The organism is Streptomyces sp. NBC_01707, from assembly GCF_041438805.1.
Lineage (GTDB): Bacteria > Actinomycetota > Actinomycetes > Streptomycetales > Streptomycetaceae > Streptomyces.
In genome coordinates this window covers 6,040,788-6,064,204 of record NZ_CP109190.1, presented here as the reverse complement: position 1 = coordinate 6,064,204, position 23,417 = coordinate 6,040,788, and the positions used below count along the sequence as shown (strand labels likewise).

22 protein-coding genes are annotated in these 23,417 nt (G+C 70.6%); 7 read left to right on the top strand and 15 right to left on the bottom strand.

Translation table 11 applies throughout. The annotated features are described in order from the left end of the window. Positions 1-103 precede the first annotated feature (103 nt). The gene (locus tag OG963_RS27330; RefSeq protein WP_030926956.1) at positions 104-607 is read left to right on the top strand and encodes a GtrA family protein; all 504 of its coding nucleotides are present in this window, start codon (positions 104-106) and stop codon (positions 605-607) included. Positions 608-739: 132 nt separating this feature from the next. Here the strand turns inward: OG963_RS27330 and OG963_RS27325 are convergent, their stop codons facing one another. Both OG963_RS27325 and OG963_RS27320 read right to left on the bottom strand, forming a co-directional pair. Further along, positions 740-2,005, bottom strand: coding sequence for an ATP-binding protein (locus OG963_RS27325; RefSeq protein ID WP_093776587.1), 1,266 nt, complete (start codon positions 2,003-2,005; stop codon positions 740-742). 15 nt (positions 2,006-2,020) lie between these two features. Continuing rightward, complete coding sequence (locus OG963_RS27320) at positions 2,021-2,698, bottom strand: response regulator transcription factor (protein WP_030926954.1); 678 nt, start codon at positions 2,696-2,698, stop codon at positions 2,021-2,023. A gap of 484 nt (positions 2,699-3,182) precedes the next feature. On the opposite strand from OG963_RS27320, the gene OG963_RS27315 reads away from it, so the two are divergent. Then, positions 3,183-4,673 carry an oligopeptide:H+ symporter gene (locus OG963_RS27315; RefSeq protein WP_093776585.1) on the top strand — a complete coding sequence of 497 codons (1,491 nt, stop codon included), beginning with the start codon at positions 3,183-3,185 and terminating at the stop codon, positions 4,671-4,673. A 98-nt stretch (positions 4,674-4,771) separates the two neighbouring features. On the opposite strand, the gene OG963_RS27310 is transcribed toward OG963_RS27315, so the two are convergent. From OG963_RS27310 to OG963_RS27285, 6 genes are all read right to left on the bottom strand, one after another. After that, positions 4,772-6,181, bottom strand: coding sequence for a hypothetical protein (locus OG963_RS27310; protein ID WP_371800325.1), 1,410 nt, complete (start codon positions 6,179-6,181; stop codon positions 4,772-4,774). A gap of 14 nt (positions 6,182-6,195) precedes the next feature. Further along, positions 6,196-7,356, bottom strand: a complete 1,161-nt coding sequence (locus OG963_RS27305) for a hypothetical protein (protein ID WP_371799549.1) — start codon at positions 7,354-7,356, stop codon at positions 6,196-6,198. After that, entirely contained in the window at positions 7,353-8,330 is a 978-nt protein-coding gene (locus tag OG963_RS27300) for a hypothetical protein (protein WP_371799548.1), read from the bottom strand. The genes OG963_RS27305 and OG963_RS27300 overlap by 4 nt, the downstream gene beginning before the upstream one ends. A gap of 119 nt (positions 8,331-8,449) precedes the next feature. Beyond that, entirely contained in the window at positions 8,450-9,115 is a 666-nt protein-coding gene (locus OG963_RS27295) for a peptidase (protein ID WP_371799547.1), read from the bottom strand. Positions 9,116-9,467: 352 nt separating this feature from the next. Next, positions 9,468-9,971, bottom strand: a complete 504-nt coding sequence (locus OG963_RS27290; RefSeq protein WP_030926945.1) for an ATP-binding protein — start codon at positions 9,969-9,971, stop codon at positions 9,468-9,470. Positions 9,972-10,225: 254 nt separating this feature from the next. Next, complete coding sequence (locus OG963_RS27285; protein WP_030926943.1) at positions 10,226-10,594, bottom strand: STAS domain-containing protein; 369 nt, start codon at positions 10,592-10,594, stop codon at positions 10,226-10,228. Between the two features lie 320 nt (positions 10,595-10,914). On the opposite strand from OG963_RS27285, the gene OG963_RS27280 reads away from it, so the two are divergent. After that, positions 10,915-11,883, top strand: a complete 969-nt coding sequence (locus OG963_RS27280) for an RNA polymerase sigma factor SigF (protein WP_093776577.1) — start codon at positions 10,915-10,917, stop codon at positions 11,881-11,883. Between the two features lie 111 nt (positions 11,884-11,994). On the opposite strand, the gene hutI is transcribed toward OG963_RS27280, so the two are convergent. The 4 genes from hutI to hutU all read right to left on the bottom strand — a co-directional run bounded on the left by hutI (position 11,995) and on the right by hutU (position 17,595). Continuing rightward, complete coding sequence (hutI, locus tag OG963_RS27275) at positions 11,995-13,167, bottom strand: imidazolonepropionase (RefSeq protein WP_093930356.1); 1,173 nt, start codon at positions 13,165-13,167, stop codon at positions 11,995-11,997. 32 nt (positions 13,168-13,199) lie between these two features. Beyond that, positions 13,200-14,585, bottom strand: a complete 1,386-nt coding sequence (locus OG963_RS27270; RefSeq protein ID WP_093930357.1) for a formimidoylglutamate deiminase — start codon at positions 14,583-14,585, stop codon at positions 13,200-13,202. Continuing rightward, positions 14,576-15,790 carry an allantoate amidohydrolase gene (locus tag OG963_RS27265; RefSeq protein ID WP_319325204.1) on the bottom strand — a complete coding sequence of 405 codons (1,215 nt, stop codon included), beginning with the start codon at positions 15,788-15,790 and terminating at the stop codon, positions 14,576-14,578. The genes OG963_RS27270 and OG963_RS27265 overlap by 10 nt, the downstream gene beginning before the upstream one ends. 143 nt (positions 15,791-15,933) lie before the next feature. Further along, positions 15,934-17,595 carry a urocanate hydratase gene (hutU, locus tag OG963_RS27260; protein WP_093776571.1) on the bottom strand — a complete coding sequence of 554 codons (1,662 nt, stop codon included), beginning with the start codon at positions 17,593-17,595 and terminating at the stop codon, positions 15,934-15,936. Between the two features lie 268 nt (positions 17,596-17,863). On the opposite strand from hutU, the gene OG963_RS27255 reads away from it, so the two are divergent. From OG963_RS27255 to OG963_RS27240, 4 genes are all read left to right on the top strand, one after another. Next, positions 17,864-18,292 (top strand): hypothetical protein, encoded by a 429-nt coding sequence (locus OG963_RS27255; protein ID WP_093776569.1) that lies wholly within the window; start codon positions 17,864-17,866, stop codon positions 18,290-18,292. Positions 18,293-18,384: 92 nt separating this feature from the next. Continuing rightward, positions 18,385-19,128: a hypothetical protein gene (locus OG963_RS27250; RefSeq protein WP_051878729.1), complete on the top strand. Its 744-nt coding sequence runs from the start codon at positions 18,385-18,387 to the stop codon at positions 19,126-19,128. A gap of 38 nt (positions 19,129-19,166) precedes the next feature. Further along, complete coding sequence (locus OG963_RS27245; RefSeq protein WP_030926928.1) at positions 19,167-19,634, top strand: roadblock/LC7 domain-containing protein; 468 nt, start codon at positions 19,167-19,169, stop codon at positions 19,632-19,634. Positions 19,635-19,712: 78 nt separating this feature from the next. Further along, a complete protein-coding gene (locus OG963_RS27240) occupies positions 19,713-20,087 on the top strand; it encodes a hypothetical protein (protein ID WP_030926926.1) in 375 nt (124 codons plus the stop codon). A 15-nt stretch (positions 20,088-20,102) separates the two neighbouring features. On the opposite strand, the gene OG963_RS27235 is transcribed toward OG963_RS27240, so the two are convergent. From OG963_RS27235 to OG963_RS27225, 3 genes are all read right to left on the bottom strand, one after another. After that, entirely contained in the window at positions 20,103-20,690 is a 588-nt protein-coding gene (locus tag OG963_RS27235; protein WP_256223682.1) for a hypothetical protein, read from the bottom strand. A 168-nt stretch (positions 20,691-20,858) separates the two neighbouring features. Continuing rightward, positions 20,859-21,710, bottom strand: a complete 852-nt coding sequence (locus OG963_RS27230; RefSeq protein WP_093776565.1) for a MurR/RpiR family transcriptional regulator — start codon at positions 21,708-21,710, stop codon at positions 20,859-20,861. Beyond that, positions 21,707-23,299 (bottom strand): aromatic amino acid ammonia-lyase, encoded by a 1,593-nt coding sequence (locus OG963_RS27225; RefSeq protein WP_176902296.1) that lies wholly within the window; start codon positions 23,297-23,299, stop codon positions 21,707-21,709. The genes OG963_RS27230 and OG963_RS27225 overlap by 4 nt, the downstream gene beginning before the upstream one ends. Between the last annotated feature and the right edge of the window lie 118 nt (positions 23,300-23,417).

Here is a 23,417-nt window from a genome sequence, read left to right as displayed (position 1 = left end):
GCTCCACGTCGCCGGGTTCTGCGTCAGCTCACAGGCATCCCACAGGGGTGCTGGTTAGCATGACCGGGTTGACCGAATCCACGGACGGGGCTGATCGATCACCATGAGCGAACGGGGCGCACTGCGAACCCGGCTGGATCGGCTGGCCCGGGAGGTCGCCAAGTTCGGCGCCGTCGGCGCGCTGGGTCTGCTGGTGAACATCGCGGTCTTCAACCTGCTGCGGCACACCACGGACCTCCAGGTGGTGCGGGCCAGTCTGCTGGCGACGTTCGTCGCCATCCTCTTCAACTACGTGGGCTTCCGCTACTGGACGTACCGGGACCGCGACAAGACCGGCCGGACCCGGGAGCTGATGCTGTTCCTGCTGTTCAGCGCGGCGGGCGCGGTGATCGAGAACGGTGTGCTGTACGCGGCGACGTACGGGTTCGGGTGGAACAGCCCCGTCCAGAGCAACGTGTTCAAGATCCTGGGAATCGGGATCGCGACGCTGTTCCGGTTCTGGTCCTACCGGAGCTGGGTCTTCAAGGCGCTGCCTGCCAAAGACGATGTAGGTGTGGTGGCGCAGGGGCGGGTTCCGGCGGCGCCGGCGGAAGCGGTACGGCGTTGAGACACCGGAGCCGCCCGGTGACCGGTCCGCCCCCGGTCTCCCCCACAGCCTCGAGGGCGTGGGGGTACCGCCTCGACGGGCTCGATCTCGGCTGATGCCGTCCTGTGCATGTGCAGGTCGACCTCGCCCGGGTCAGCGCACCGGGCGTTCCGGTTCCTGGCGGGGAGCGGGCACTCGGCTCAGGAACAGGGCGAAGACCGCCGGCTGCTGCTGGAGCAGTTCCAGACGACCGCCGTCCGCCTCGGCCAGGTCGCGGGCCACGGCGAGGCCGATCCCCGTGGAGTTGCGGCCGCTGATCGTCCGCTCGAAGATCCGGGCACCCAGGTCGGGCGGGACCCCGGGGCCCTCGTCCGTCACCTCGACGACCGCCTGGTTGCCGGTGACCCGGGTGCGCAGCGCCACCGTGCCGCCACCGTGCATCAGTGAGTTCTCGATCAGTGCGGCCAGCACCTGGGCGACCGCACCCGGGGTGCCGACGGCCCGCAGGCCCTGCTTGCCGGAGCGGACGATTGCGCGGCCCTCGCCGCGGTAGGCCGGGCGCCACTCCTCGATCTGCTGCTTGACGACCTCGTCGAGGTCGAAGACGACCGCGGAGCCCGTGCGCGGGTCGCGGGCGTTGGTCAGCAGCCGTTCCACCACATCGGTCAGGCGCTCGACCTGGGTGAGGGCGAAGTTCGCCTCTTCCTTCACCGTGTCCGGGTCGTCGGTGACGGAGATCTCCTCGATCCGCATGGAGAGCGCGGTCAGCGGGGTGCGGAGCTGGTGGGAGGCGTCGGCGGCGAGCCGGCGTTCCGCGGTCAGCATCCGCGCGATCCGCTCCGCGGAGGAGTCGAGGACGTCGGCGACCCGGTCCAGCTCCGGCACCCCGTACCGCTTGTGGCGCGGTCGCGGATCGCCGGAGCCCAGGCGTTCCGCCGTCTCGGCGAGGTCGGTGAGCGGCGAGGTCAGCTTGTTGGCCTGGCGTACCGCGAGGAGCACCGCGGAGACGATCGCGAGCAGCGCCACCGCACCGATGATCATCAGGGTGCGGCCGACCTCGCGGGTGACGGCCGAGCTGGACTCCTCGACGGTGACCTTCTCGCCCTGCTCACCCGACGCCGTACTGCTGATCACTCTGCCGGTGGGGCGCGTGCCCACCTCGAGAGGGGCACGGCCCGGGATCCTGACGAGCGCGTACCGGTTCTCGTCGACCTGTTCGGCCAGCACCGAGGGGTTGATCCGCTCGGCCCCGAGAAGCCGGCTCTCGACGACGCTGATCAGCCGCAGCGCCTCGGAGTCGACGCTCTCCTGGGCGCTGTTGCTGATGGTGCGGGTCTCGACGATGACGAGGGAGACGCCGAAGACGGCGATCACCACGAGCACCACGGCGAGGGTGGAGTTGATCAGTCGGCGGCGCATGACTGTTTCTGTACGTCAGCTCTTCTCGAAGCGGAAGCCGACGCCCCGGACGGTCGCGATGTAGCGGGGGTTGGCGGCATCGTCGCCGAGCTTCTTACGGAGCCAGGAGATGTGCATGTCGAGGGTCTTCGTCGACGACCACCAGGTGGTGTCCCAGACCTCGCGCATCAGCTGGTCGCGGGTGACGACCCGGCCGGCGTCGCGCACCAGGACCCGCAGCAGGTCGAACTCCTTCGCGGTGAGCTGGAGTTCCTCGTCGCCCATCCAGGCCCGGTGCGACTCGACGTCGATTCGCACGCCGTGCGTGGCGGGCTGCGGCGAGGGCTCCGTGGCACCGCGCCGGAGCAGCGCCCGGACCCGGGCGAGGAGCTCGGCCAGGCGGAACGGCTTGGTGACGTAGTCGTCGGCTCCGGCGTCCAGGCCGACGACGGTGTCCACCTCGTCGGCGCGGGCGGTGAGCACCAGGATCGGCACGGTGTGGCCGTCGGCACGGAGCCTTCGGGCCACTTCGAGGCCGTCCATCCCGGGCAGGCCCAGGTCGAGCACGACCAGGTCGATGCCGCCCTGGAGGCCGGCGTCGAGAGCGGTCGGACCGTCTTCGCGGACCTCGACCTCGTAACCCTCCCGACGCAGGGCGCGAGCCAGGGGCTCCGAGATGGAGGCGTCGTCCTCGGCGAGCAGTACACGGGTCATGGGGTGATGGTAGTCCGCATGAGGCGGCTGTCGTGAGGTGATCGACAAGGCCTGCGGGTCCGCGGCCTGAACCGAGGCATGCCTTCGAATGTGCGAGCCTGGTTGCATTCATCCCTGTGATCCATCTCTCAAGTCCTTCCATATCCGGCAGTGTGGTGTCGTATGGTGGCTCGACGCCTGTTGCACCACTCAAGGACCTTTGGGCAGCTTTAAGCGCCGAAGGTCTCTTTTGTGTGCGGGCTGGTATTCGCCAGCCTTTGGTTCAGTGAATGACCTGTGGCCGGACCCGGAGCGCAATGACGTACTCCGGGCGTGGATCCCGATGCGGTCGGTCCCCGACTCCGACTCCGTACCCACGTACGGGGTCCGGAGCGAATCCCCTCTCAGGCGTGAGGGGTGGGCGCAGCCACATCGGTGCCGGCCTCCCCCCACCGGGCGCTCAACGCTTACAAGGCGTCGCGTCCCGAGCAAGCAAGGATCGACCATGGCGTCCAGCCTGACGAAGGACTCAGCCAGCACGTCTGGCTCCGAGAAGACCTTCTTCGGCCACCCCCGCGGCCTGGCCACTCTCTTCATGACCGAGATGTGGGAGCGTTTCAGCTACTACGGCATGAGGGCCCTGCTCCCCCTCTACTTGATCGCCCCCAACGGGCTTCACATGAACCCGGCCACGGCCACGGCGATCTACTCGGTCTACGTGTCGCTGGTGTACCTGCTCGCGATGCCCGGTGGCTGGTTCGGTGACCGCGTCTGGGGTCCCCGCAAGACCGTCGCCGTCGCCGGTGCGGTCATCATGATCGGTCACCTCGCGCTGGCGCTGCCCACGGAGGGCACGTTCTTCGTGGGTCTCGGCCTGGTGGCCATCGGATCCGGTCTGCTGAAGTCCAACATCTCGACGATGGTCGGCCAGCTCTACGACGGCCCGGACGACCCGCGCCGCGACGGTGGCTTCACGATCTTCTACATGGGCATCAACGTCGGCGCCTTCGCCGCGCCGCTGGCCATCGGCACCGTCGGCGAGAACGTGAACTGGCACCTGGGCTTCGCGCTCGCCGCGGCCGGCATGGCGCTGGGTCTCGTGCAGTTCCTGCTGGGCACCCGCCACCTGAACGAGCGCAGCCTCGTCGTCCCGAAGCCGCTGTCCGCCGCCGAGCGCACGAGCACGCTGCGCAAGGCCATGATCTGGATGGCCGTCGCCGCGGTCTTCTACATCGTCACGGTCGTCACCGGTGTCTACACGCTCAACTGGATCCTCGTCCCGATCACCGTCGCGGGCCTGGTCATTCCGGTGCTGGTCCTGGCGCGCATCAAGCGCGACAAGGAGCTGAGCGCGACCGAGCAGTCGAAGATGTCCGGCTACATCTGGTTCTTCGTCGCCGCCGCCATCTTCTGGATGATCTACGACCAGGGTGGTTCGACCCTGGCGATCTTCGCCGACTCCTCGGCCGAGAACAGCGTCCTCGGGTGGGACTTCCCGGTCTCCTGGTACCAGTCGGTCAACCCGGTCCTGATCATGGCGCTGGCCCCCGTCTTCGCCGCCTTCTGGATGTCGCTGAACCGGCGTGGCAAGGAGCCCAGCACCATCGTGAAGTTCAGCTCCGGCCTGGTGCTGGTCGGTGCGTCGTTCTTCCTCTTCCTGATGCCGCTGACGATCGCCACCGACGGCCACAAGGCCGCCGCGATGTGGCTGGTCGCGATCTACTTCGTCCAGACGGTCGCCGAGCTCACGCTGTCTCCGGTGGGTCTCTCCGTCACGACGAAGATGGCTCCGGCCAAGTACGCCAGCCAGATGATGGGTGTCTGGTTCCTGGCCGTCACCGCCGGTGACTGCACCACGGGTCTGCTCTCCATCGCGGGTGTCGACCTCAACGGCACCGGTGTGGTGACCCTGCAGGCCGCCCTCGCGGTGGCCGCGGGTGTCGCGATCTTCATGTACCGCAACAAGGTCAAGCAGCTCATGGGCGACGTGCGCTGACGCACCCATCGCTGATGCGCTGACCGCTCGTACGAAGGGCCGTCGCACCGGTTGACCGGTGCGACGGCCCTTCGCGTTGCCCTGGCAGGGAGCTCAGCTCACCGGTTGCCACGCAGCCGGCGCCAGGGGGTGAACGTGAACACGGCGCCGCCCAGCAGGATCGCCGTACCGGCGACCAGGCCGAGCGCGCGCAGGGTGCCGTTGTCCTCGGCGCCGGTGGCGGCCAGTCCGCCGCCGGAGTCCGTACCGCCGCCGCTCGTGGCGCCGCCCGCGTCCGAGCCGCCGGCTGCCCCACCGGGCTGGGACGAGGTGTCCAGCTCCAGGGAGACCGCGACATCGGCGGGCGGGGTGCAGGTCGTCGTCGTGCCGAGCGCCATCACCGTCAGTACGCCGGGGCTGAGGGTGGACTTGCCGCTTGCGCCCGGCTTGTACGTACCGGTGAGATCGGGGATCTCGATCGGATCGCCGGACTTGATGGGCTCCTTGTTGGTGGGGCCTTCGACATGGACCGTGCCCTTGTCGGCGCCGCCGAGCTTGACCTCCATGGAGGGCTTCACCGAATCGGCCGGGATGTCGGCGGGACTGTCCATGACCGACTTGCTGAACTTCACCGTGAGGTCGAAGCTGCCGCCGTCCTTCTTCGCGTCGATCTTCACCGGGGAGGTGGCGTTCTTGTCACCGATCGGCGTCTTGCAGGCGTACGCGACGGAGACCTCCTTGCCCTCGAAGTCGGTCTGACCGCCACCACCACCGCTCGACCCGGCGGTGGTACCGCCGGAGTCCGTACCGCCGGCCGTGGTCCCCGCCGTGGTCCCGCCGTCGGCCGTCGTCCCGCCCGCGGTGGTGGTTCCGGAGGTCGTGCCGGAGGTCGTGCCGGAGGTCGTGCCGGAGGTCGTGCCGGAGGTCGTGCCGGAGGTCGTGCCGGAGATGGTGCCACCCACCGTCGTACCGGTGGTCGTGCCGCCCGCTGTCGTACCGCCGCCGTCCGTGACCTTGATCGTCGCGCCCGGCTGCACGGTCTCCTTCGGGGAGCACTTGGTGTCGGTGGAGATCGGCTTGGAGACGTTGATGTTGTACGCGTCCGGCGTCAGCGTGATCTCACCGGCCTTCTCCAGCTTCAGCATGCCCTTCATGTCCGGCAGCACCATGGGGCTGTTCTTCGGGATCGGCGGGTTCTGCCGGGGCCCCTCCATCGGCAGGTCGCCACTGGCCGCGCCGCCCACCTTGATCGTGCCGGTCGGCTTGACCGTGTCCTTCTCCAGATCGAGGACGTCGGGGTTGCTGGAAGCGGCCGCGACCGTCTTCCACACCACCTCGACCGTGTCCCCGACCTTCGCCTCGGCGGGCGCGGTCAGCTGCACCTCGGTCGTGCCCTGTACGGGCGGGAGCCCGGAGATGGGCGGCGGAATGCACTCTGTCCTGTACGAGACGTCGGCGGCCTGGGCCGGGCTCGCGGCCAGCAGGATTCCCGCGCCGCCGAGCATCAGCGCGACTCCGGCCGCGCTCATCCTCCGTTGGGTGCTCACGAATGTCCCTTCGTCGTGGGTCTGTTCTCTGACGGTGCGGATTCCGGTGTGAACCACGGCAGCGCGGGGGTGGTGGCCGCGCCCGCAGCGGACCGGGTGCCTCCCGCCCGGTCCTCCGTCGCGGAGTTCACAAAGGTGGTGCCCGGCGCCCGGCGCAGCTTCGGGAGCTTCGCGGTCACGTCGGTGAGCTGTGGGTGACGGTGACGTCCGGCCCGGACCGAGGCATGCGGGGTGCGGGGCCGGACCTTGTCGACGACGGCCATGCCGATCCGGAACACGGCGGCCGGTACGACGACGCAGAGCAGGATCCAGAAGAGGGTGACGCCCCACGGTCGGCCCACCCCCCACGGCTGTTCGGCGAGCACCTTCGTCCCGTACCGCAGGGAGATCTGGTAGTCGCCGTGCGCTCCCGCCGTCAGTTCGACCGGGAGTTTGATCTGCGCCTTGCGGCCGGGCGCGATGGTGCCGCGCCACTGCTGCTCCTCCCACTGCGGGGCGAAGACGCCGTGCGCCGTACCGACCTGGAAGACCGGGTTTTTGACGGGTGCCGTGCCGAGGTTGCCGACAGTGAGGACGAGCCTCCGTGCGGGCGGGGCTCCGAACCAGGTGAGGATGCCGCTGTCGCCCTCCAGCCGGGTCGCGGCGAGCACGGCGAGCTTCCCGCCGTCGGTCTGCTTCGGCAGCGGGGCGACCGGGTGCCCCGCGACGACGAACACGGCGTCGGCGGTGGCCTGTTCGCCGGTGACCGTCGCGACATGCACCACGCACGGACACGGCTCGGGCGGCTCGGCGACGGGCATCTTCTTGCTGAAGGCGCCCTTGGCATCGGTGGTGACGGCGCGTCCGTCGGCGTTGGAGCAGGAGTTGGTACCGCCGATGACGCCCCTACCGGGCGCGGACTGCCCGCAGATCAGCATCATCAGCAAGGTGTCGGACCGCCAGCCGCTGCCTTTGACGGTGATCTCACCGCCCTTGCCGGCCTGCTGTTTCGAGAGGGTGACCGCGGGCTGTCCGTCCGCCGCGCGGGCACCTGGTGCGGGCAGGAGCAGCAGGGCGGGCACCAGGGCCACGAGCAGCACGGTGACCCATCGGTGGCTGCCGCGCCGCAGGGATGCCGGTCCGGTCCGTCGACCCACGTGTCCGGTCTGTCGTTTCACCTGTCCGCTCCCGCCTTCACCAAGTGCCTTTCGTCCGACGTGGGCCGAGATACCGGGACGACACCGTCCGGCGGCCGCAGCTGTCTGCGCCGCAGCAGGTACGCGCCCGCCGCTGCCGCGGCCAGGAACAGCAGTACGCCGAGGGTCACCGGCACCCAGGGGACGAGGACCGCCGAGCCCGTCGCCTCGCTGTGCGCGCCGCCCGCGGCAGAGACCCGCAGCCGGACGGTGACGGAGTCGAGGGCGGGGACGTCCCGCCACGGTTCGGTGAGCTTCGCCCGCTGTCCGGGCAGCAGCTCCACCGGCAGGGTCCGCGCCTCACGTCGCAGCAGCGTGCCGAACACCCCGTCCGCGCTGACGGCGAGGCGCGGGGCGAGGGCCGCATTGCCACGGTTGACGAGGGTGTAGTGAATGGTCCGGCCGGACACGGTGACGTCCTCGACGGTCAGTGCGGCCAGGGTCGGCCCGCTGACCCGGAGATGGACGCGTACCCCGACCGAACGGCCGGCGCTCTCCGCGACGATCGCACCGGGGTGGTCGCCCGGTGGCGCACTCGTCGGCACGGTGACGGAGAACGGCACTTCGGCACGGGTACGGGCGGGCACGGTCACCCGGTCCGCCGCGAGCCGCAGCCAGCCGCCGGTCCCGGTGGAGTCCTTGGATCCGCGTACCGCGGATCCACCGTCCTCGGCGTCGTACACGTCGGCCCCGCGCAGCCTCACGGTGACCGGGGCGCGGCCCGGGTTGGTGACGGCAAGCCGGTCCTGCAGGACGGTGCCGGGCGGGCCCTCCAGGTAGAAGTACGGTCTGCCGCCGTCGTCGCCTGTCCGGGTCGCGGCGCCGCTCGCGGCGGGCCGAGCCGTCCAGTCCGTGCCACTGTCCGCCCGGGCGGTGGCCGCCGCCGGGGTCGCGGCGGAAGCGCACAGCAGGACGGCGAGAACGGCTCGGACGGCGTGACCGGTCGACGACGGCATGGGCGGGGCTCCCTGGTGCGTACAGAGCTGTGCGTACCGAGCTGGCGTGTACGCACAGTGCGCGGACGGGGACTGCGGCTGTATGGGCCCTGGGGTGTTGCGGTGGCGCGGTTCGTGGCTCAGCCCGTGACCCGCTGCCCGCGCCGGGTCAGCCACAACACTCCGGCCGCACCGGTCAGCAGCACCGTGCCGCCGAGCGTCCCGAGCGCCGTCGCGGAGTCGAGCGGACCGGTCTTCGGCAGCTGACCGCCGTGGTCCGACGTGTTCTGCGCGCCGCCCGCCGCCGTCACATCGAGCTCCAGCGACGGCTTGGGGCTGTTGCCGGGGGTGCAGGTCGTGGTCGTGCCGAGAGCCTTGATGGTGAGCACCCCCGCGGTGAAGCTGACCTTGCCGCTCTTCTTCGGGGTGTAGGTACCCGTCAAGTCACTGATCTTGATGGGGGTGTTGGCCGGGATCGCAGCGGCGTTCGCCGGGCCCGAGACCTGCACCTGGCCCGATTCGGCGCCGCCCAGCCGGATCACCGCACTGGGCTTCATGGCGCCCTTGCCCAGCTCGACGGGGCTGGACGAGACGCCCTTCTGGAAGGACATCGTGAGCGTGTATCCGTTGCCGCTCTTGACGCCCTTGATGTCGATGGGCGATACGGCACTCTTGTCCCCGATCGGGGTCTTGCACTGGTAGTCGACGTCCACGACCGTGGCGTGTGCGGCGGGCGCGGCCAGCAGCACCACCGAGCCGGCCAGCGCGGACGCCAGGGCGAGAGCTGTTCGCTTCGGGTACGACACCTCGAGTTCCCCTCCTGCCGGTGGTCGCCGCACGCCGCATCACATCGAGGCAAGTTACTGACGACACATCAGATTGGGCGCTCAAGGTACGCCTGAGGCCTTGTGGAGGGAAGACAAAGAGCGCGCCGATCCGGCGCGCTCCTCGGGGATGCGAAGTCAGGGGTACGGAGTCGGAGGCGGGCCCGCGACCAAGGGCTGTCCCGTAATCCCTGGTGGATCAGCGCGCGGCGTCGCAGCCGGTGCATCGCAAGGCGGAGGGGCGCCCTCGTACTGAACGTATTCGGGCGTCCCGACAACGCGGCGAGGTGCCGTAGCTGTCGTCGTGCGCCGGCCAGGGATGACGGGACAGCCCTTAGGCCGGGGCGGCCAGCTCCGCCCAGACGGTCTTGCCGGGCTCACCCGGCACCCGCAGAACCCCCCAGTCCAGACAGAGCCGCTGGACGATGAACATGCCGTGCCCGCCGGGCCGGCCGGCACGGTGCGGGGTGCGAGGTGCGGGCTGTCCCGCTCCGCCGTCGAGAACTTCCACCCGCAGCACCTTCGGGGTGCAGCCGATGCGCAGCTCCTCGGGCCCCTCCGCGTGCAGGCAGGCGTTGGTGACCAGCTCGGAGACGACCAGCAGGACGTCTTCGGCAGCCGCTCGGCGATCGGCGCTCGACGCGGGGAGCCAGCCCCAGTCGTGCAGTGCCTGGCGGGCGAAATCGCGGGCCGCCGGCACGATGCCGCTGACCTGCCGCAGCGGCAGTGTGCGCCACTGTCGCTCGACCGACTCGGCGGAGGGTGCGCCGGCGCCGTCGCCCGTGCCCTCCGGCTCGCGGCCGAGGTCGCCCGGCTGATGCTGCCGGGTGGTGCTCATCAGCGCTTCACCTCACCGATTCACCATGTCGCCATCGAACAGATACAGATACAGATACGGGTACAGATTCGGGACCGCGGCGGGCGCCGGCACAGGTTCGGTACAGGTACGGACCGACTACAGAGTGTGCAGGTCGTCCCGCGCTCGCGGGGTCTCTCCTGCCCGCCCGAATCGTGACAACACCCACTTCGCCTACGCGGATCGCGTGACTCGGGCGACACACACGACTCCCGATGCCACACACCGCGCCGCGATCAGGTGTCCAGAGCCTCTTCCAGGGAGTCGTGGACGGTGAAGACCGCCTCGGCCCCGGTGATCTCGAAGACCCTCGCCACCACCGGCAGCATTCCGGCCAAATGGACCCCTCCCCCGGCCGCCTCCGCCTTGAGGCGGGCACCGAGCAGCACATTCAGCCCGGTGGAATCACAGAACTCGAGTCGCGAACAGTCGACCACCAGGCGCACCCGCCCTTGCTCGACCGCGCTCTCCAAAGGCTCGCGGAGCAGGTCGGCGGTGTGGTGATCGAGCTCACCCACCGGCGTCACGACCTCACTGCGTCCCTCGGTCCGGACCTCGACCTGAAGTCGACCCCGGTTCGCACTGCCGACCGTCTGGCGGTCCATGCCCGTCCCTCTTCGCCGTTCGCCATTGCCTGTGCCACTGCCTGCATCATCGCTCACGCGTCACCGACTGTCACTGTGTATGCGGTTGCGTGTGCAGCCGTCGCCAGCTTTCGTAAAACAGTACGCGTTCCGTACGCCACGCGGTAGCCAAGGAACCCTACAAACCGGACATTTGGCATCAATTGGAGGTTGTAACTCGCCCCCCGGACCGGGTAAGGGTAGGAGGACACCCGAAACACGGCCGGCTTTGGAGGCGCCGCTTCACCGCAGGAACACGTAAGGGCATCGGCAGCCATATGCCGAGAACGATGGAGGAGACAATGTCACCCCGGCTCGACGGACCGCGTACCCACGACGCAACGTCAGCATGTCCTCAGGGACTGACCGAATCAGACTCCCCTGCAACGGTTGCCGTACCCGGCCCGCGCAGCAGCAACACCAGCACCACCCGCAACACCAGCACGACCAGCAGCATCGGCGACGGTCTCGAAGACCTTCCCGAGATCCCCCCGTACTCCGAAGTGGGTCCGCTGGACGCCAGAGCGCTGTCCAAGACGCTCTTCGCGCGGCTCGGATCCCTCGAGGAGGGCACCCACGAGCACGCGTACGTACGCAACACGCTCGTCGAACTCAACCTGGCCCTGGTCAAGTTCGCCGCCTCCCGGTTCCGCTCCCGGAGCGAACCGATGGAGGACATCGTCCAGGTCGGCACCATCGGCCTGATCAAGGCGATCGACCGGTTCGAGCTCAGCCGAGGCGTCGAGTTCCCCACCTTCGCGATGCCCACCATCATCGGCGAGATCAAGCGCTTCTTCCGTGACACCAGTTGGTCCGTGCGCGTCCCGCGACGACTGCAGGAGTTGCGGATCGACCTGGCCAAGGCGGGCGACGAACTCGCCCAGCACCTGGACCGGGCGCCCACCGTGGGCGAACTCGCCGACCGCCTCGGACTCAGCGACGACGAGGTCGTCGAGGGCATGGCCGCGAGCAACGCGTACACCGCGAGCTCACTCGACGCCAAGCCCATGGAGGACGACGCCGACGGTGCCCTGGCCGACCGGATCGGCTACGAGGACCACGGACTCGCAGGCGTCGAGTACGTCGAGTCCCTGAAGCCGCTGATCGCCTCGCTGCCCGGCCGCGACCGGAAGATCCTCTCGCTCCGTTTCGTCGCCAACATGACGCAGTCGGAGATCGGTGAGGAGCTCGGCATCTCCCAGATGCATGTCTCGCGGCTGCTCTCCCGGACGCTGGTCAAGCTCAGGAAGGGCCTGACGCTGGAGGAATGATTCCCCGGCACGTTCCGCGCCGTTGCGCGACCTCACTGCGGAAGGACCTGACCCGGCAACGGGCAGGTCCTTCCGCATGGCTGACGTGGTGCCGGCGCGTAGCCGACGGGGTCAGAGCGTGCGTTCGCCGCGCTGCCAGACCGCCTGGACCAGCGGGACACCCGGCCGGTAGGCGAGGTGGACATGGCTGGGGGCGTCGAGGAGGACCAGGTCGGCGCGGGCCCCGGGGGCGATGCGGCCGATGTCCGTACGGCGCAGGGCCGCGGCACCGCCCGCGGTTGCGGACCACAGTGCCTCGTCCGGGGTCATTCCCATGTCGCGTACGGCGAGCGCGACGCAGAAGGGCATGGAGGAGGTGAACGACGAGCCCGGGTTGCAGTCCGTGGAGAGCGCGACGGTGGCTCCCGCGTCGAGGATGCGACGGGCGTCGGGCCAGTCGGCCCGGGTCGAGAACTCGGCGCCGGGGAGGAGCGTGGCCACGGTGTTGCCCTGGGCGAGGGCGTCGACATCGGCGTCGGTCAGGTGGGTGCAGTGGTCGGCGGACGCGGCGTCGAGCTCGACGGCGAGCTGGACACCGGGGCCGTAGCTCAGCTGGTTGGCGTGGACGCGGGGGTGAAGGCCCTTGGCCATGCCGGCGGTGAGGATCGCGCGGGCCTGGTCGCCGTCGAACGCGCCCTTCTCGCAGAAGACGTCGACCCAACGGGCGTACGGCGCACAGGCGTCGAGCATCGGCCCGGTCACCAGGTCGACGTACCCGGCAGGGTCGTCGGCGTAGTCGGGGGACACGACGTGGGCGCCGAGATAGGTGACCTCGTCGGTGTGGCGGGCGGCGATACGCAGGGCGCGGGCCTCGTCCTCGACGGTGAGCCCGTAGCCGGACTTGGTCTCGAACGTGGTGGTGCCCTGGCGCAGTGCCTCCGTCAGATAGCGGACGACGTTGGCGGAGAGCTCGTCGTCGGTGGCCGCGCGGGTGGCGGCGACCGTGGTCCTGATGCCGCCCGCGGTGTAACGGCGGCCGGACATCCGGGCGTTGAACTCCTGCGTGCGGTCGCCCGCGAAGAGGAGATGCGAGTGGGAGTCGACGAACCCCGGGATCACCGCGCGGCCGCCGGCGTCGACGGCGTTGTCGGTGGCGGGTGCTTTGCTTGACTCACCGGTCCAGACGACGTGGTCGCCCTCGATGACGACGGCCGCGTCCAGGATCAGGCCCAGGGGGGAATTGTCACCGAGGGAGGGGTCGTTGGTGACCAGACTGGCGATGTTGGTGATGGCGGTCGTCGTCATCGGGGGGCTGCTCTCCTTGCGAGGTTCCGGCGTCAGCCGTGCAGGACGGCGATGGCCGAGGCGAGTGCTGCGGGTACGTCCTCGACGAGCGCGTGCTGCCCGTCCCGGACGATGTGCCGGCCTGCCACGACCGTATGCCGTACATCAGCGGCGGAGGCGGCGAATACGGCTGTTTCGGCCGCCAGTCGGGGCGCCGGTCCCGCTGTTCTGACGGAGTCCAGGGCGACGGTGGTGAAGTCGGCCAAAGCGCCCGGTACGAGGGTGCCCGCGTCGGGACGGCCGAGTGCTGCGTGCCCTTCGCCGGTGGCGGCACGCAGCAGTGCGGCCGCGGTCCAGTGGCCGCGGGTCCGGGTGCGCAGCCGCTCGTTGAGCTCCATCGCGCGGGCCTCTTCGAAGAGGTCGATCACGGCGTGACTGTCGCTGCCCAGGGAGAGCGGCGAGCCCGCGCGCTGAAGGGCTACGGCGGGGCCGATGCCGTCCGCGAGGTCGCGTTCGGTGGTGGGGCACATGCAGGTACCGGTGGCCGAGGAGCCGAGCAGCGCGATGTCCTCGTCACTGAGGTGGGTGTTGTGGACGCCGGTGGTGCGCGGGCCGAGGACCCCGTGGTCGGCGAGGAGCCGGGTGGGGGAACAGCCGTGGGCGGCCTGGCAGGCCTCGTTCTCCGCAACCTGTTCCGAGAGGTGGACATGGAGGGGGGCCTGCCGGCCCTCGGCCCACGCGGCCACGGTGGCGAGCTGCCCGGCGGGGACGGCGCGCACGGAGTGGACGGCAGCGCCGATCAGGGCGTGGTCGGTGTCCTTGAGGAGGGAAGCGCGTTCGGCCCAGGCCTCGGCCGTGGTGTCGGAGAACCGCAGCTGGTGCTGGTTGGGCTGCTGGTACTGCCCGGCCCGCTGCCCGAACCCGGCGGCGAGATAGGCGGTGTCCAGCAGCGTGATCCGGATACCGGCCGCGTCGGCGGCGGCGATCAGGGCCTCACCCATCGCGTTCGGATTGTTGTACGGGACTCCGCCCGGCGCATGGTGCAGATAGTGGAACTCACCGACGGCGGTGATACCGGCCAGCGCCATCTCGGCGTACACGGCGCGGGCGAGGTCGTAGTACGTCTCGGGGGTGAGCCTGGACGAGACCTGGTACATGATCTCGCGCCAGGTCCAGAAGGTGCCGGAGCCGACCTGGACGGTGGAGCGCAGGGCGCGGTGGAAGGCGTGCGAGTGGGCGTTGGCGAGTCCCGGCAGAGTGAGCCCGCGCAGCACGGTGGCGCCCGGCGGCGGGGCGTCGACGCCTGTACGCACCCCGGCGATCCGCCCGCCGGCGACGTCCAGGGCGACGCCCGGCTCGACATGGGTGCCGAGCCAGGCGTGGGACAGCCAGAACGTCGCGGTGTCGCGCTTTCCCGTCGATGTCGTTGTCAGCTGCACGCGAGACCTTCCAGTACATCGGCGAGTGCGATCACCCCGGCCACGCAGTCGTCCTCGGCGGCGTGTTCGGCCGGTGAGTGCGAGATCCCGGTGGGGTTCCGTACGAACAGCATGGCGGTAGGGACCGAAGCGGACAAAATACCCGCATCATGCCCGGCGCCGGTGCCGAGGACGGGCACGGCGCGGCCCGCGTCGCCGCCGCCCCTGCCCGTCAGGAGCTTGCCGAGTTCGTCGCGCAGGGCGTGCTGGAACTCCACGACGGGCGTGAAGGACTCCCGTACGACATCGAGATCGATGCCCGCGCGTTCGGCGTGTTCCCGGGCGGCCCGCTCGATGCCGGTGACGACGGCGTCGAGGGTGTCCTGGTCGGCGGCGCGCGAGTCGAGCCAGCCCCGGACGAGGGAGGGGATGGCGTTGACCCCGTTCGGCTCGACGGCGATCTTGCCGAAGGTGGCCAGGGCGCCGGTGAGCTGCGCCTCGCGACGGGCGGCCAGCACGGTCTCCGCGTAGGTGAGCATCGGGTCGCGCCGGTCCACGAGCCGGGTGGTGCCCGCGTGGTTGGCCTCGCCCCGGAAGTCGAACCGCCAGCGGCCGTGCGGCCAGATGGCGGAGGCGATTCCGACCGGGTCGCCGGTGAGGTCGAGGGACCGCCCCTGTTCGACGTGGAGCTCGACGAACGCACCGATGCGGGCCAGCCGTTCGGGGTCCGGGCCGATGGCCTCGGGGTCGTAGCCGGCGGCCTCCATGGCCTGCGGCAGTGTGATGCCGTCGCCGTCGCGGAGCTGGTGCGCCTTCTCGACGGTCAGCTGCCCGGCGGCGAGCCGGGACCCGACACAGGCGAGCCCGAACCGGGCCCCTTCCTCGTCACCGAAGTTGGTGATGGCGAACGGACGAGTGAACTCCACTCCCCTGCGGCGGAGTTCGTCGAACGCGGCGAAGGAGGAGACCACACCGAGCGGCCCGTCGAAGGCGCCGCCGTCGGGCACGGAGTCGAGGTGCGACCCGGTGACGACGGCGTCGTCACCGAGCGGGTCCCCGTGCCAGGCCCACTGGTTCCCGTTCCGGTCGACCTCGTACCCGAGCCCACGGGCTTCGGCCTGCGCCCGGAACCAGACACGACAGTCACCGTCGGCGGCGGTCCAGGCGTAGCGGCGGTAGCCGCCGCTCCCGGGATGCCGCCCGATGGGGGCGAGCTCCTTCCACATGCTCTGGAAGGAGACCTGCGGGCTTTCGCTCCGCGGGGCGGGGGAGGCGTCTCCCCCACCTTCAGGGCCACGGCGGAGGGGGGCCGCGGGCGAACCCGCGCCCGACAGCGAACCCCCCACCGAGCCGACCGTGCCGGGCACCGTCACTGCCCGCCCTCGGTCATCGGCACCCGCACGCCCTTGTCCGCGGCGACGGACTCCGCGATGTCGTACCCGGCATCGACATGCCGGATGACGCCCATGCCAGGGTCGTTCGTCAGCACCCGGCGGATCTTCTCGCCCGCCAGCTTCGTGCCGTCGGCAACGGTCACCTGCCCCGCGTGGATGGAGCGCCCCATCCCGACGCCGCCGCCGTGGTGGATGGAGACCCAGGAGGCGCCGGACGCCACGTTGACCATGGCGTTCAGCAGCGGCCAGTCCGCGATCGCGTCGGACCCGTCGAGCATCGCCTCGGTCTCGCGGTAGGGGGACGCCACCGACCCGCAGTCCAGGTGGTCGCGGCCGATCGCCAGCGGCGCGGCCAGCTCACCGCTGGCCACCATGTCGTTGAACCGCTCGCCGGCACGGTCGCGCTCGCCGTAGCCGAGCCAGCAGATCCGGGCGGGGAGCCCCTGGAAGTGGACGCGCTCGCCGGCCATCTTGATCCACCGGTGCAGCGACTCGTTCTCGGGGAAGAGTTCGAGCATCGCCTTGTCGGTCTTGTGGATGTCCGACGCCTCGCCGGACAGCGCGGCCCAGCGGAACGGGCCCTTGCCCTCGCAGAACAGCGGCCGGATGTACGCGGGGACGAACCCGGGGAAGTCGAATGCCCGGTCGTAGCCCGCCAGCTGGGCCTCGCCGCGGATCGAGTTGCCGTAGTCGAAGACCTCGGCCCCGGCGTCCATGAAGCCGACCATCGCCTCGACGTGCTTGGCCATCGCCTCGCGGGCCCGCTGCGTGAAGTCGGCGGGCTTCTCGGCCGCGTACGAGGCCATGTCGTCGAAGTCGACGCCGATCGGGAGGTACGCGAGCGGGTCGTGCGCGCTGGTCTGGTCGGTGACGATGTCGATCGGGGCGCCCTCGGCGAGCATCCGGGGCAGCAGCTCCGCCGCGTTGCCGAGCAGTCCGATGGAGAGCGGCTTGCGTGCGTCGCGCGCCTCGACGGCGAGCTGGAGCGCGTGCTCCAGGGAGTCGGCGCGCACATCCAGGTAGCGGTGCTCGATGCGGCGCTCGATGGCGCGCGGGTCGCAGTCGATGCAGATCGCGACGCCGTCGTTCATGGTGACCGCGAGCGGCTGGGCGCCGCCCATGCCGCCGAGTCCGGCGGTCAGGGTGATCGTCCCGGCCAGCGTCCCGTTGAACTTCTTCGCGGCGACGGCGGCGAACGTCTCGTACGTGCCCTGCAGGATGCCCTGCGTGCCGATGTAGATCCACGACCCGGCGGTCATCTGCCCGTACATGGTGAGTCCGAGCGCCTCCAGGCGGCGGAACTCCTCCCAGTTCGCCCAGTCACCGACCAGGTTGGAGTTGGCGATCAGCACGCGCGGCGCCCATTCGTGGGTCTGCATGACGCCGACCGGCCGCCCGGACTGGACGAGCATCGTCTCGTCCTGCTTGAGCGTCTGCAGCGTGCGCACCATGGCGTCGAACGAGCGCCAGTCGCGGGCCGCCTTGCCCGTGCCGCCGTAGACGACGAGCTTGTCGGGGTGCTCGGCCACCTCGGGGTCGAGGTTGTTCTGCAGCATGCGGAGGGCGGCTTCCTGCTGCCATCCCAGGGCGCTCAGTTCCGTACCGCGCGGTGCCCGTACGGGGCGGGGTCCTGACATGGCAATGCCTCCTCGCTTCTGTGATGCTTCTATTCACATCCTGTCTCTCTGAATACTTGTAGTCAACAGGCACGCCCGAAAGACCTTCACGGAAGACTGGGAGCGACACCGAAGACGGACAGGACGTGACAGGGGCGTCAACGGGTCCGACCGTTTCCGACCGTCTTCCGCATGTACCAATGGAAAATGCCAGAACTCCCACCACGGGCGAGCACGTTGCGTAGCCTCAGGGTCACAGCCGTGTGTGCGGTCGGGGGAGGGAATCCGCGTGTCCGGAATCGACGAGTGCCTGCTCGAAGTCATGAGGCTGCCCGGTGCCCGCGGCGGCGCCGTGGTCGACTGGACGAGTGGTCTCGCCCTGGGCACCATCGGCGACTCGCCCAACGGCGACCACGAGGCGACCGCCGCCGAGACGGCCGAGGTGGCGCGCATGGCGGCGGAGCAGCCCGCGTTCGCCCTCTCCGACCCGGAACCCTCGACAGGCACGGCCGGGACCGCCGTCACGGGGACGGGCGCGACGCCTCCGGTGGAGGACGTCATCATCACCACCCGCGCCGGCTACCACATCCTCCGATTCGTCGAGACGGCCTTCGACAGCAGCGTCTTCCTGCATCTGTGGCTCGACCGTTCGGACGGCAACCTGGCGCTGGCCCGGATACGGCTGGGCGAGATGGCAAAGCGGCTGGTCCTGGCATGAGAACCAACGCGCCCGAGCGAACACCCGACAGAACCCGCAGAACCTCACCCGAGAGAACCTCCCCCGTGAGAGCAGCCTCCGCCCTCTCCCCCATGCTCCAGCGCCTCGCCGCCGAGCGCGCCACCGGCGCCCTGATGCGCGACCGCGGCACGCTCTACCTCGCCGACGGCCAGGTCGTGCACGCCGAGAGTCCCGCGACACCCGGCATCGACATCCTGCTCACCACCGGCGGCACCCTGCACCGCGACGGCTGGTGGGACGCGGTCGCCCAGGCGGGCGCCGGGCAGCGGGTCGGCCGCTACCTGGTGGACAGCGGGCGGATACCCGGCGGCGCACTGGAGCTCTGCCACTTGGGCGCGCTGTACGACGCCGCCTTCTTCGCCCTCGCCCCCACCCGGACCCCGGCCCGGTTCCGTTACGGGGTCTCGCACTGGATCGGTCCCGTGCACCCCGTCCCCGTCGATGCCGTGCAGCGCGAGACGCTCCGACGCCGGGAACTGCTGGACCGGATCTGGCCGGACGCGACGACCGACACCGCCCCGCTCGTCCGGGCGGCCCATCCCGTCGACGCCCCCGTCCCGGCGCGCCGTCGCCGCGTCCTCGACCTGGTGGACGGAGTGCGTACGGCATCGGACATCGCACAGCACCTGGGCCGCTCGGCGTTCCACATCCTCGTCGACCTGCGGCGGCTCACGGCCGACGGACTGGTCGAAGCGGTCCGGCAGACGGCGGCCCCGTCCGCCTCCGCGCCCGGCCGGATCACGCTTCCCGAGGTCACGGCCGACCCCGACGTCGCCCTGCTGCGCCGGCTCAGAGACGCATTGGAGGCCCTGTGATACGCGCGCTCAGACAGCGTGCCGGGAGGAGACAACTGATGGTTCCCGAGGCCGAAGTCCAGGACGTCCTGGCCGAACTCCAGCGGCTACGCGCCCGGGTTCCGCTCCTCGCGGGCGCGCTGGCGGCCAGCACCGACGGACTCGTCCTGGCCCAGGACACCCCGGGAGTGGAGGCGGAGGGCGTCGCGGCACTGACAGCGGCCTCGCTCGGCGTCGCGCTCCGGATGACGGAGGCGACCGGCCGGGGCGGCTTCCGGGAACTCCTCGTACGAGGCGAGACCGGCTACATCGCCACCTACGCGGCGGGCTCCTCCGCCGTCCTCACGCTCCTGGCCGAGGACCGGATCAACGTCGGCCGGCTCCACCTGGAAGGGCGCCGGGCGAGCACCCGGATCGGCGAACTGGTCGACACCGCACTGCAACGCACCGCACAGCCCGCGCCCGCGTCACATGCCCCGCGCCCACGCACCCCGCCCCCCGGCGGCCCCCTCCCGCACCGCACGTAATACCAGCCACATCCGCACCAGCAACGCCAGATAACGGAGCCGGTCACCTAGGCCGGCAAGGAAAGGAAACGAGCACTCATGGCCAACACCGAAGCGTCGCTCAAGGAAGCGATGACCTCCATCGAGGGCACCCTCGGTGTCGCACTCGTCGACTACACCAGCGGCATGGCGCTGGGCACCCTCGGCGGCGGCAAGGACTTCAACCTGGACGTCGCGGCCGCGGGCAACACCGATGTCGTACGTGCCAAACTCCGCACGATGGAACACCTCGGCATCAAGGATGAGATCGAGGACATCCTGATCACCCTCAGCGGCCAGTACCACCTGATCCGGCTGCTCAAGGCGCGCGGCACCAACGGTCTCTTCCTCTACCTGGTGCTGGACTCCGCCCGCGCCAACCTGGCGATGGCCCGCCACCAGTTGAAGCGGATCGAGGCCGAACTGGAGGTCTGACCCCGCGGCACGCCCTCAGCGACGCCGCGCCCCACCGGGCGCGGCGTCGCCCGCCACCGGCCCGGTCGTCCGGTACGCCGCGACCTGCTTGCCCGCCGGCCGCCCCTTCTCGACCCGGTCGGTCCGTACCCAGTACAGGACGTCGTTCTTCCGCTCCCGCTGTCCGATCCGGACCGCCTTGATCCAGAGCCCGGCCCCGGCACCCGCGAGCACCAGCCCACCGGCGCCGGGCAGCAGGAACCCACTGGCGACCGCCACCAGGAATCCGCCCAGCAGCCACCACCGGTGCCCGCGCCGCCAGTTGCGTACGGTCACGGCCCGGTCCTGGAGGAAGTCGGTGCGCCCGGCACGGGTGGCGGCCCTGGCCAGTTCCGCGTGCCTGCCCCCGCGTGCGAGCGCCACCACCACTGCCGTGACCAGGAAGAGCGCGGCCCCGGCGAGCAGTCCGATCCGTCGGCCGGTGAGCCCCGGGACGAGCGCGCCGACTGCGGCGGCGAGCAGTCCCGGCCACCACAGCGGTACGGCTCCGGCCCGTACGATCACGGCCACCCTTGCCAGCGACTGCGCTCCGCGCCCCACGTCCGTACCCCTCTCGACAGCCATCGGTGCTGTTTCTGTGGGGCGCAGATTAATGGCCGTGTCTGAGCAATTTCTGAAAATCCGCAGTGGATCCCGGCCGAGCACCCGTCAGTAGGGGGCGTCCCCCGTGCCGGCCCGGCCCGGCAGGACCGCTCCCCTCCCGGCCGGCGGCTACGGCCCCGGTCCCCACGCTCACTCGGCGAACAGACCGCGCGCCGCGGCCCGTGCGTCGAACTCCTCCAGCCGCGCCTGCGCGTCGGGAAGGTCGTCGCACATCGCCTCCAGCAGCACCCGCCCCAGCAGCATCGGCGCACACGCCGTGTCGAAGGCGAGCCCGGTGCCGACGGCCGCCGGAATCAGCAGATCGCTGTGTCCGGCCACCGGGGCGAACGCCGAGTCGGCCACCGAAACCACGGTCAGCCCCTGTTCCTGGGCGTACGCGAGTGCGTCCACGACCTCCTTCGGGTGGCGTGGCAGCGCGAAGCAGACGAGTGCGGTCGCCCCCGCCCGCCGCGCGGCGTCGATGCGGTCGCGCAGCATGCTGCCGCCCTCGTCGAGCACCCGCACATCCGGGTGGACCTTGGCTGCGAAGTAGCCGAAGCCACGCGCCTGCGAGGAAGCGGCGCGCAGCCCGAGCACGGGCAGCGGCCGCGACGCGGCGAGCAGTCGTCCCGCCCGCTCGACGGGAGTGGGGTCGGCGAGCAGATCGGCGAGGTGCCGCAGGTTCTCGATCTCGGCGTGGACGGCCTGCTGGTATTCGTTGTACGTGTCGTCGACGGCGCCCGCCGCCTCACCGGGTCCGGGCGCGACCTCCCGCAGGTGCTTGCGCAGCGCCGGGTACCCGTCGAACCCGAGCGCGACGGCGAAGCGGGTGACGGACGGCTGGCTGACCCCGGCCAGCTCGGCCAGTTCCACGCTGGACAGGAACGGCACGTCGGCGGCCCGCCGGACCATGGAATGCGCGATGCGCCGCTGGGTGGGCGTGAGCCGGTGCCCCTCGAAGAGCTGCTGCAACCGCGCGGCAGGGCTGCTCCCGCTGCTCATGCTGTCCCCCTTGTACTGGCGAGTCCGGTGTCCCGGCTCGTTCCGGTGAGTCCGGTGTTCCACAGATCGGCGCAGCGGTCGAGCAGTTCCCCGGCCGCCGCCTTCACATCATCGGTGAGCGGCCGGTCCGCGAGCTCGGGGTCGAGCAACGAATCGGCCAGCGTGAACGCCCGCCCGACCGGCAGCTCGGGATCGGGCCGCAGGTCGCGCAGGCGCAACGCCCTTACGGCAGAGACGAGTTCGCAGGCCACGACCTGCCGGTAGGCGCCGCAGGCGCGCAGTGTCTGACGGGCGGCCAGCGAGGCGAAGCTGGCCTGCTCCTCGACACCGCGGGAGAGCACGGCATGCCCGAGCGAGGCGGGCGCGGAGAACGCCCGCAGATCTCCGAGGGCGGCCCCGGCCGCGTACTCCAGGATCATCACGCCCGAGGCGGCGGGCTCGCCGTCCGCGAGGAACGGCCGCAGCCGGGTGAAGGAGGGCTCGTTGAGGGCCGAGAGCCGAGAGGTGGAGAGCCGGGCCACCTGGGTGACCGCGAGCCGGAAGTGATCGAGGGCCAGAGCGAGTTGGGCCATGTAGAAGCCGCCGTGGTGGTAGGCGGCGGGGCTGTCGTTGAGACCGGCGTCCGGGCAGATCAGCGGGTTCTCGGCGGCGGCGTTGATCTCGACGGCGAGGACACGTTCGAGCGCGTCGGCGGCGTCCTGCGCGGGGCCGTGGATCTGCGGCAGACAGCGGAAGCCGTACGGGTCCTGGATCCGGCCGAGCGGCGGCCCCGGGCGGTCGGGGGCGCCGAGCAACTCCCGCATCCGGGCCGCGACCTGGTACGAGCCGGGGTGCGGACGGGCGGCGTGGACCGGTTCGGCGTACGCCTCGTACGAACCGTCGACCGCGAGCAGCGAGAGCGCGGCGACCGCTTCGGTGGCGATGACGAGCCGGCGCAGCTCGTCGAGCGCGAGGGCGGCCTGGCCGAGGGTGAGGGCATTGCTGCTGATCAGGGCAAGGGCGTCGTTGTTGTCGAGCGACTGGGGCTCGGGCGCGGCGCCGGGCCCCTGCCAGGGGTGCTCCCCGGCGAGCGCGAGGCCGACCTGGGCGAGGGCGGCGATGTCCCCGGTACCGACCGAACCGAACTCGTTGACCACCGGGTGCGCGCCGGCCTCCAGCGCCTCGCAGAGACCCACGACGACGCCGGGCCGCAGTCCGGCACCGCCCGCAAGCAGCTGATTGGCGCGCACGGCGAGCATGGCACGGACCTCGCGGGCGGGCAGCGGGTCACCGATGGCCCCGGCGTGGCTGCGCAGCAGGCGCAGCCCGTGATCGGCGGCGGCCTCGGTGGGCACGCCCTCGTTGCGATTGGCGCCGACCCCGGTGGACCGTCCGTAGACTCGCCCGGTCGCGGCGAGCTCCCGGGCCGCGGACCAGGACCGGTCGACACGCTTCATCGCCTCGATACCGGGCACGGGCCGAGCGGTACCACGGGCGATCCGGACGACATCGGCGACGGGAAGGGTCCTGCCGTCGAGCTCGACGACGGAGACGGCATGATCCGCGGCCCAGCCACCGAAGGGCGAGGAGTCCATCATGTGGGACGACATCATGCGCGAACCCTCCTCATTCAGACATCAAATCTCGCCGCTCGGGCTTCCGTAACCAGTGTTTTACCCCGAGGCATTGACAACCTATTCAGTCAACGAGAACTCTGCATGACTATAT

Bases quoted from the DNA above. Each gene is read 5' to 3' on its own strand.
- OG963_RS27230 (WP_093776565.1), bottom strand. From the start codon at position 21,710: ATGAGCAGCGGGAGCAGCCCTGCCGCGCGGTTGCAGCAGCTCTTCGAG.
- OG963_RS27300 (WP_371799548.1), bottom strand. From the start codon at position 8,330: ATGCCGTCGTCGACCGGTCACGCCGTCCGAGCCGTTCTCGCCGTCCTG.
- OG963_RS27235 (WP_256223682.1), bottom strand. From the start codon at position 20,690: ATGGCTGTCGAGAGGGGTACGGACGTGGGGCGCGGAGCGCAGTCGCTG.
- OG963_RS27290 (WP_030926945.1), bottom strand. From the start codon at position 9,971: ATGAGCACCACCCGGCAGCATCAGCCGGGCGACCTCGGCCGCGAGCCG.
- OG963_RS27240 (WP_030926926.1), top strand. From the start codon at position 19,713: ATGGCCAACACCGAAGCGTCGCTCAAGGAAGCGATGACCTCCATCGAG.
- OG963_RS27285 (WP_030926943.1), bottom strand. From the start codon at position 10,594: ATGGACCGCCAGACGGTCGGCAGTGCGAACCGGGGTCGACTTCAGGTC.
- OG963_RS27245 (WP_030926928.1), top strand. From the start codon at position 19,167: ATGGTTCCCGAGGCCGAAGTCCAGGACGTCCTGGCCGAACTCCAGCGG.
- OG963_RS27320 (WP_030926954.1), bottom strand. From the start codon at position 2,698: ATGACCCGTGTACTGCTCGCCGAGGACGACGCCTCCATCTCGGAGCCC.
- OG963_RS27325 (WP_093776587.1), bottom strand. From the start codon at position 2,005: ATGCGCCGCCGACTGATCAACTCCACCCTCGCCGTGGTGCTCGTGGTG.
- OG963_RS27250 (WP_051878729.1), top strand. From the start codon at position 18,385: ATGCTCCAGCGCCTCGCCGCCGAGCGCGCCACCGGCGCCCTGATGCGC.
- OG963_RS27265 (WP_319325204.1), bottom strand. From the start codon at position 15,790: ATGTGGAAGGAGCTCGCCCCCATCGGGCGGCATCCCGGGAGCGGCGGC.
- OG963_RS27225 (WP_176902296.1), bottom strand. From the start codon at position 23,299: ATGTCGTCCCACATGATGGACTCCTCGCCCTTCGGTGGCTGGGCCGCG.
- OG963_RS27315 (WP_093776585.1), top strand. From the start codon at position 3,183: ATGGCGTCCAGCCTGACGAAGGACTCAGCCAGCACGTCTGGCTCCGAG.
- hutU (WP_093776571.1), bottom strand. From the start codon at position 17,595: ATGTCAGGACCCCGCCCCGTACGGGCACCGCGCGGTACGGAACTGAGC.
- hutI (WP_093930356.1), bottom strand. From the start codon at position 13,167: ATGACGACGACCGCCATCACCAACATCGCCAGTCTGGTCACCAACGAC.
- OG963_RS27310 (WP_371800325.1), bottom strand. From the start codon at position 6,181: ATGAGCGCGGCCGGAGTCGCGCTGATGCTCGGCGGCGCGGGAATCCTG.
- OG963_RS27330 (WP_030926956.1), top strand. From the start codon at position 104: ATGAGCGAACGGGGCGCACTGCGAACCCGGCTGGATCGGCTGGCCCGG.
- OG963_RS27280 (WP_093776577.1), top strand. From the start codon at position 10,915: ATGTCACCCCGGCTCGACGGACCGCGTACCCACGACGCAACGTCAGCA.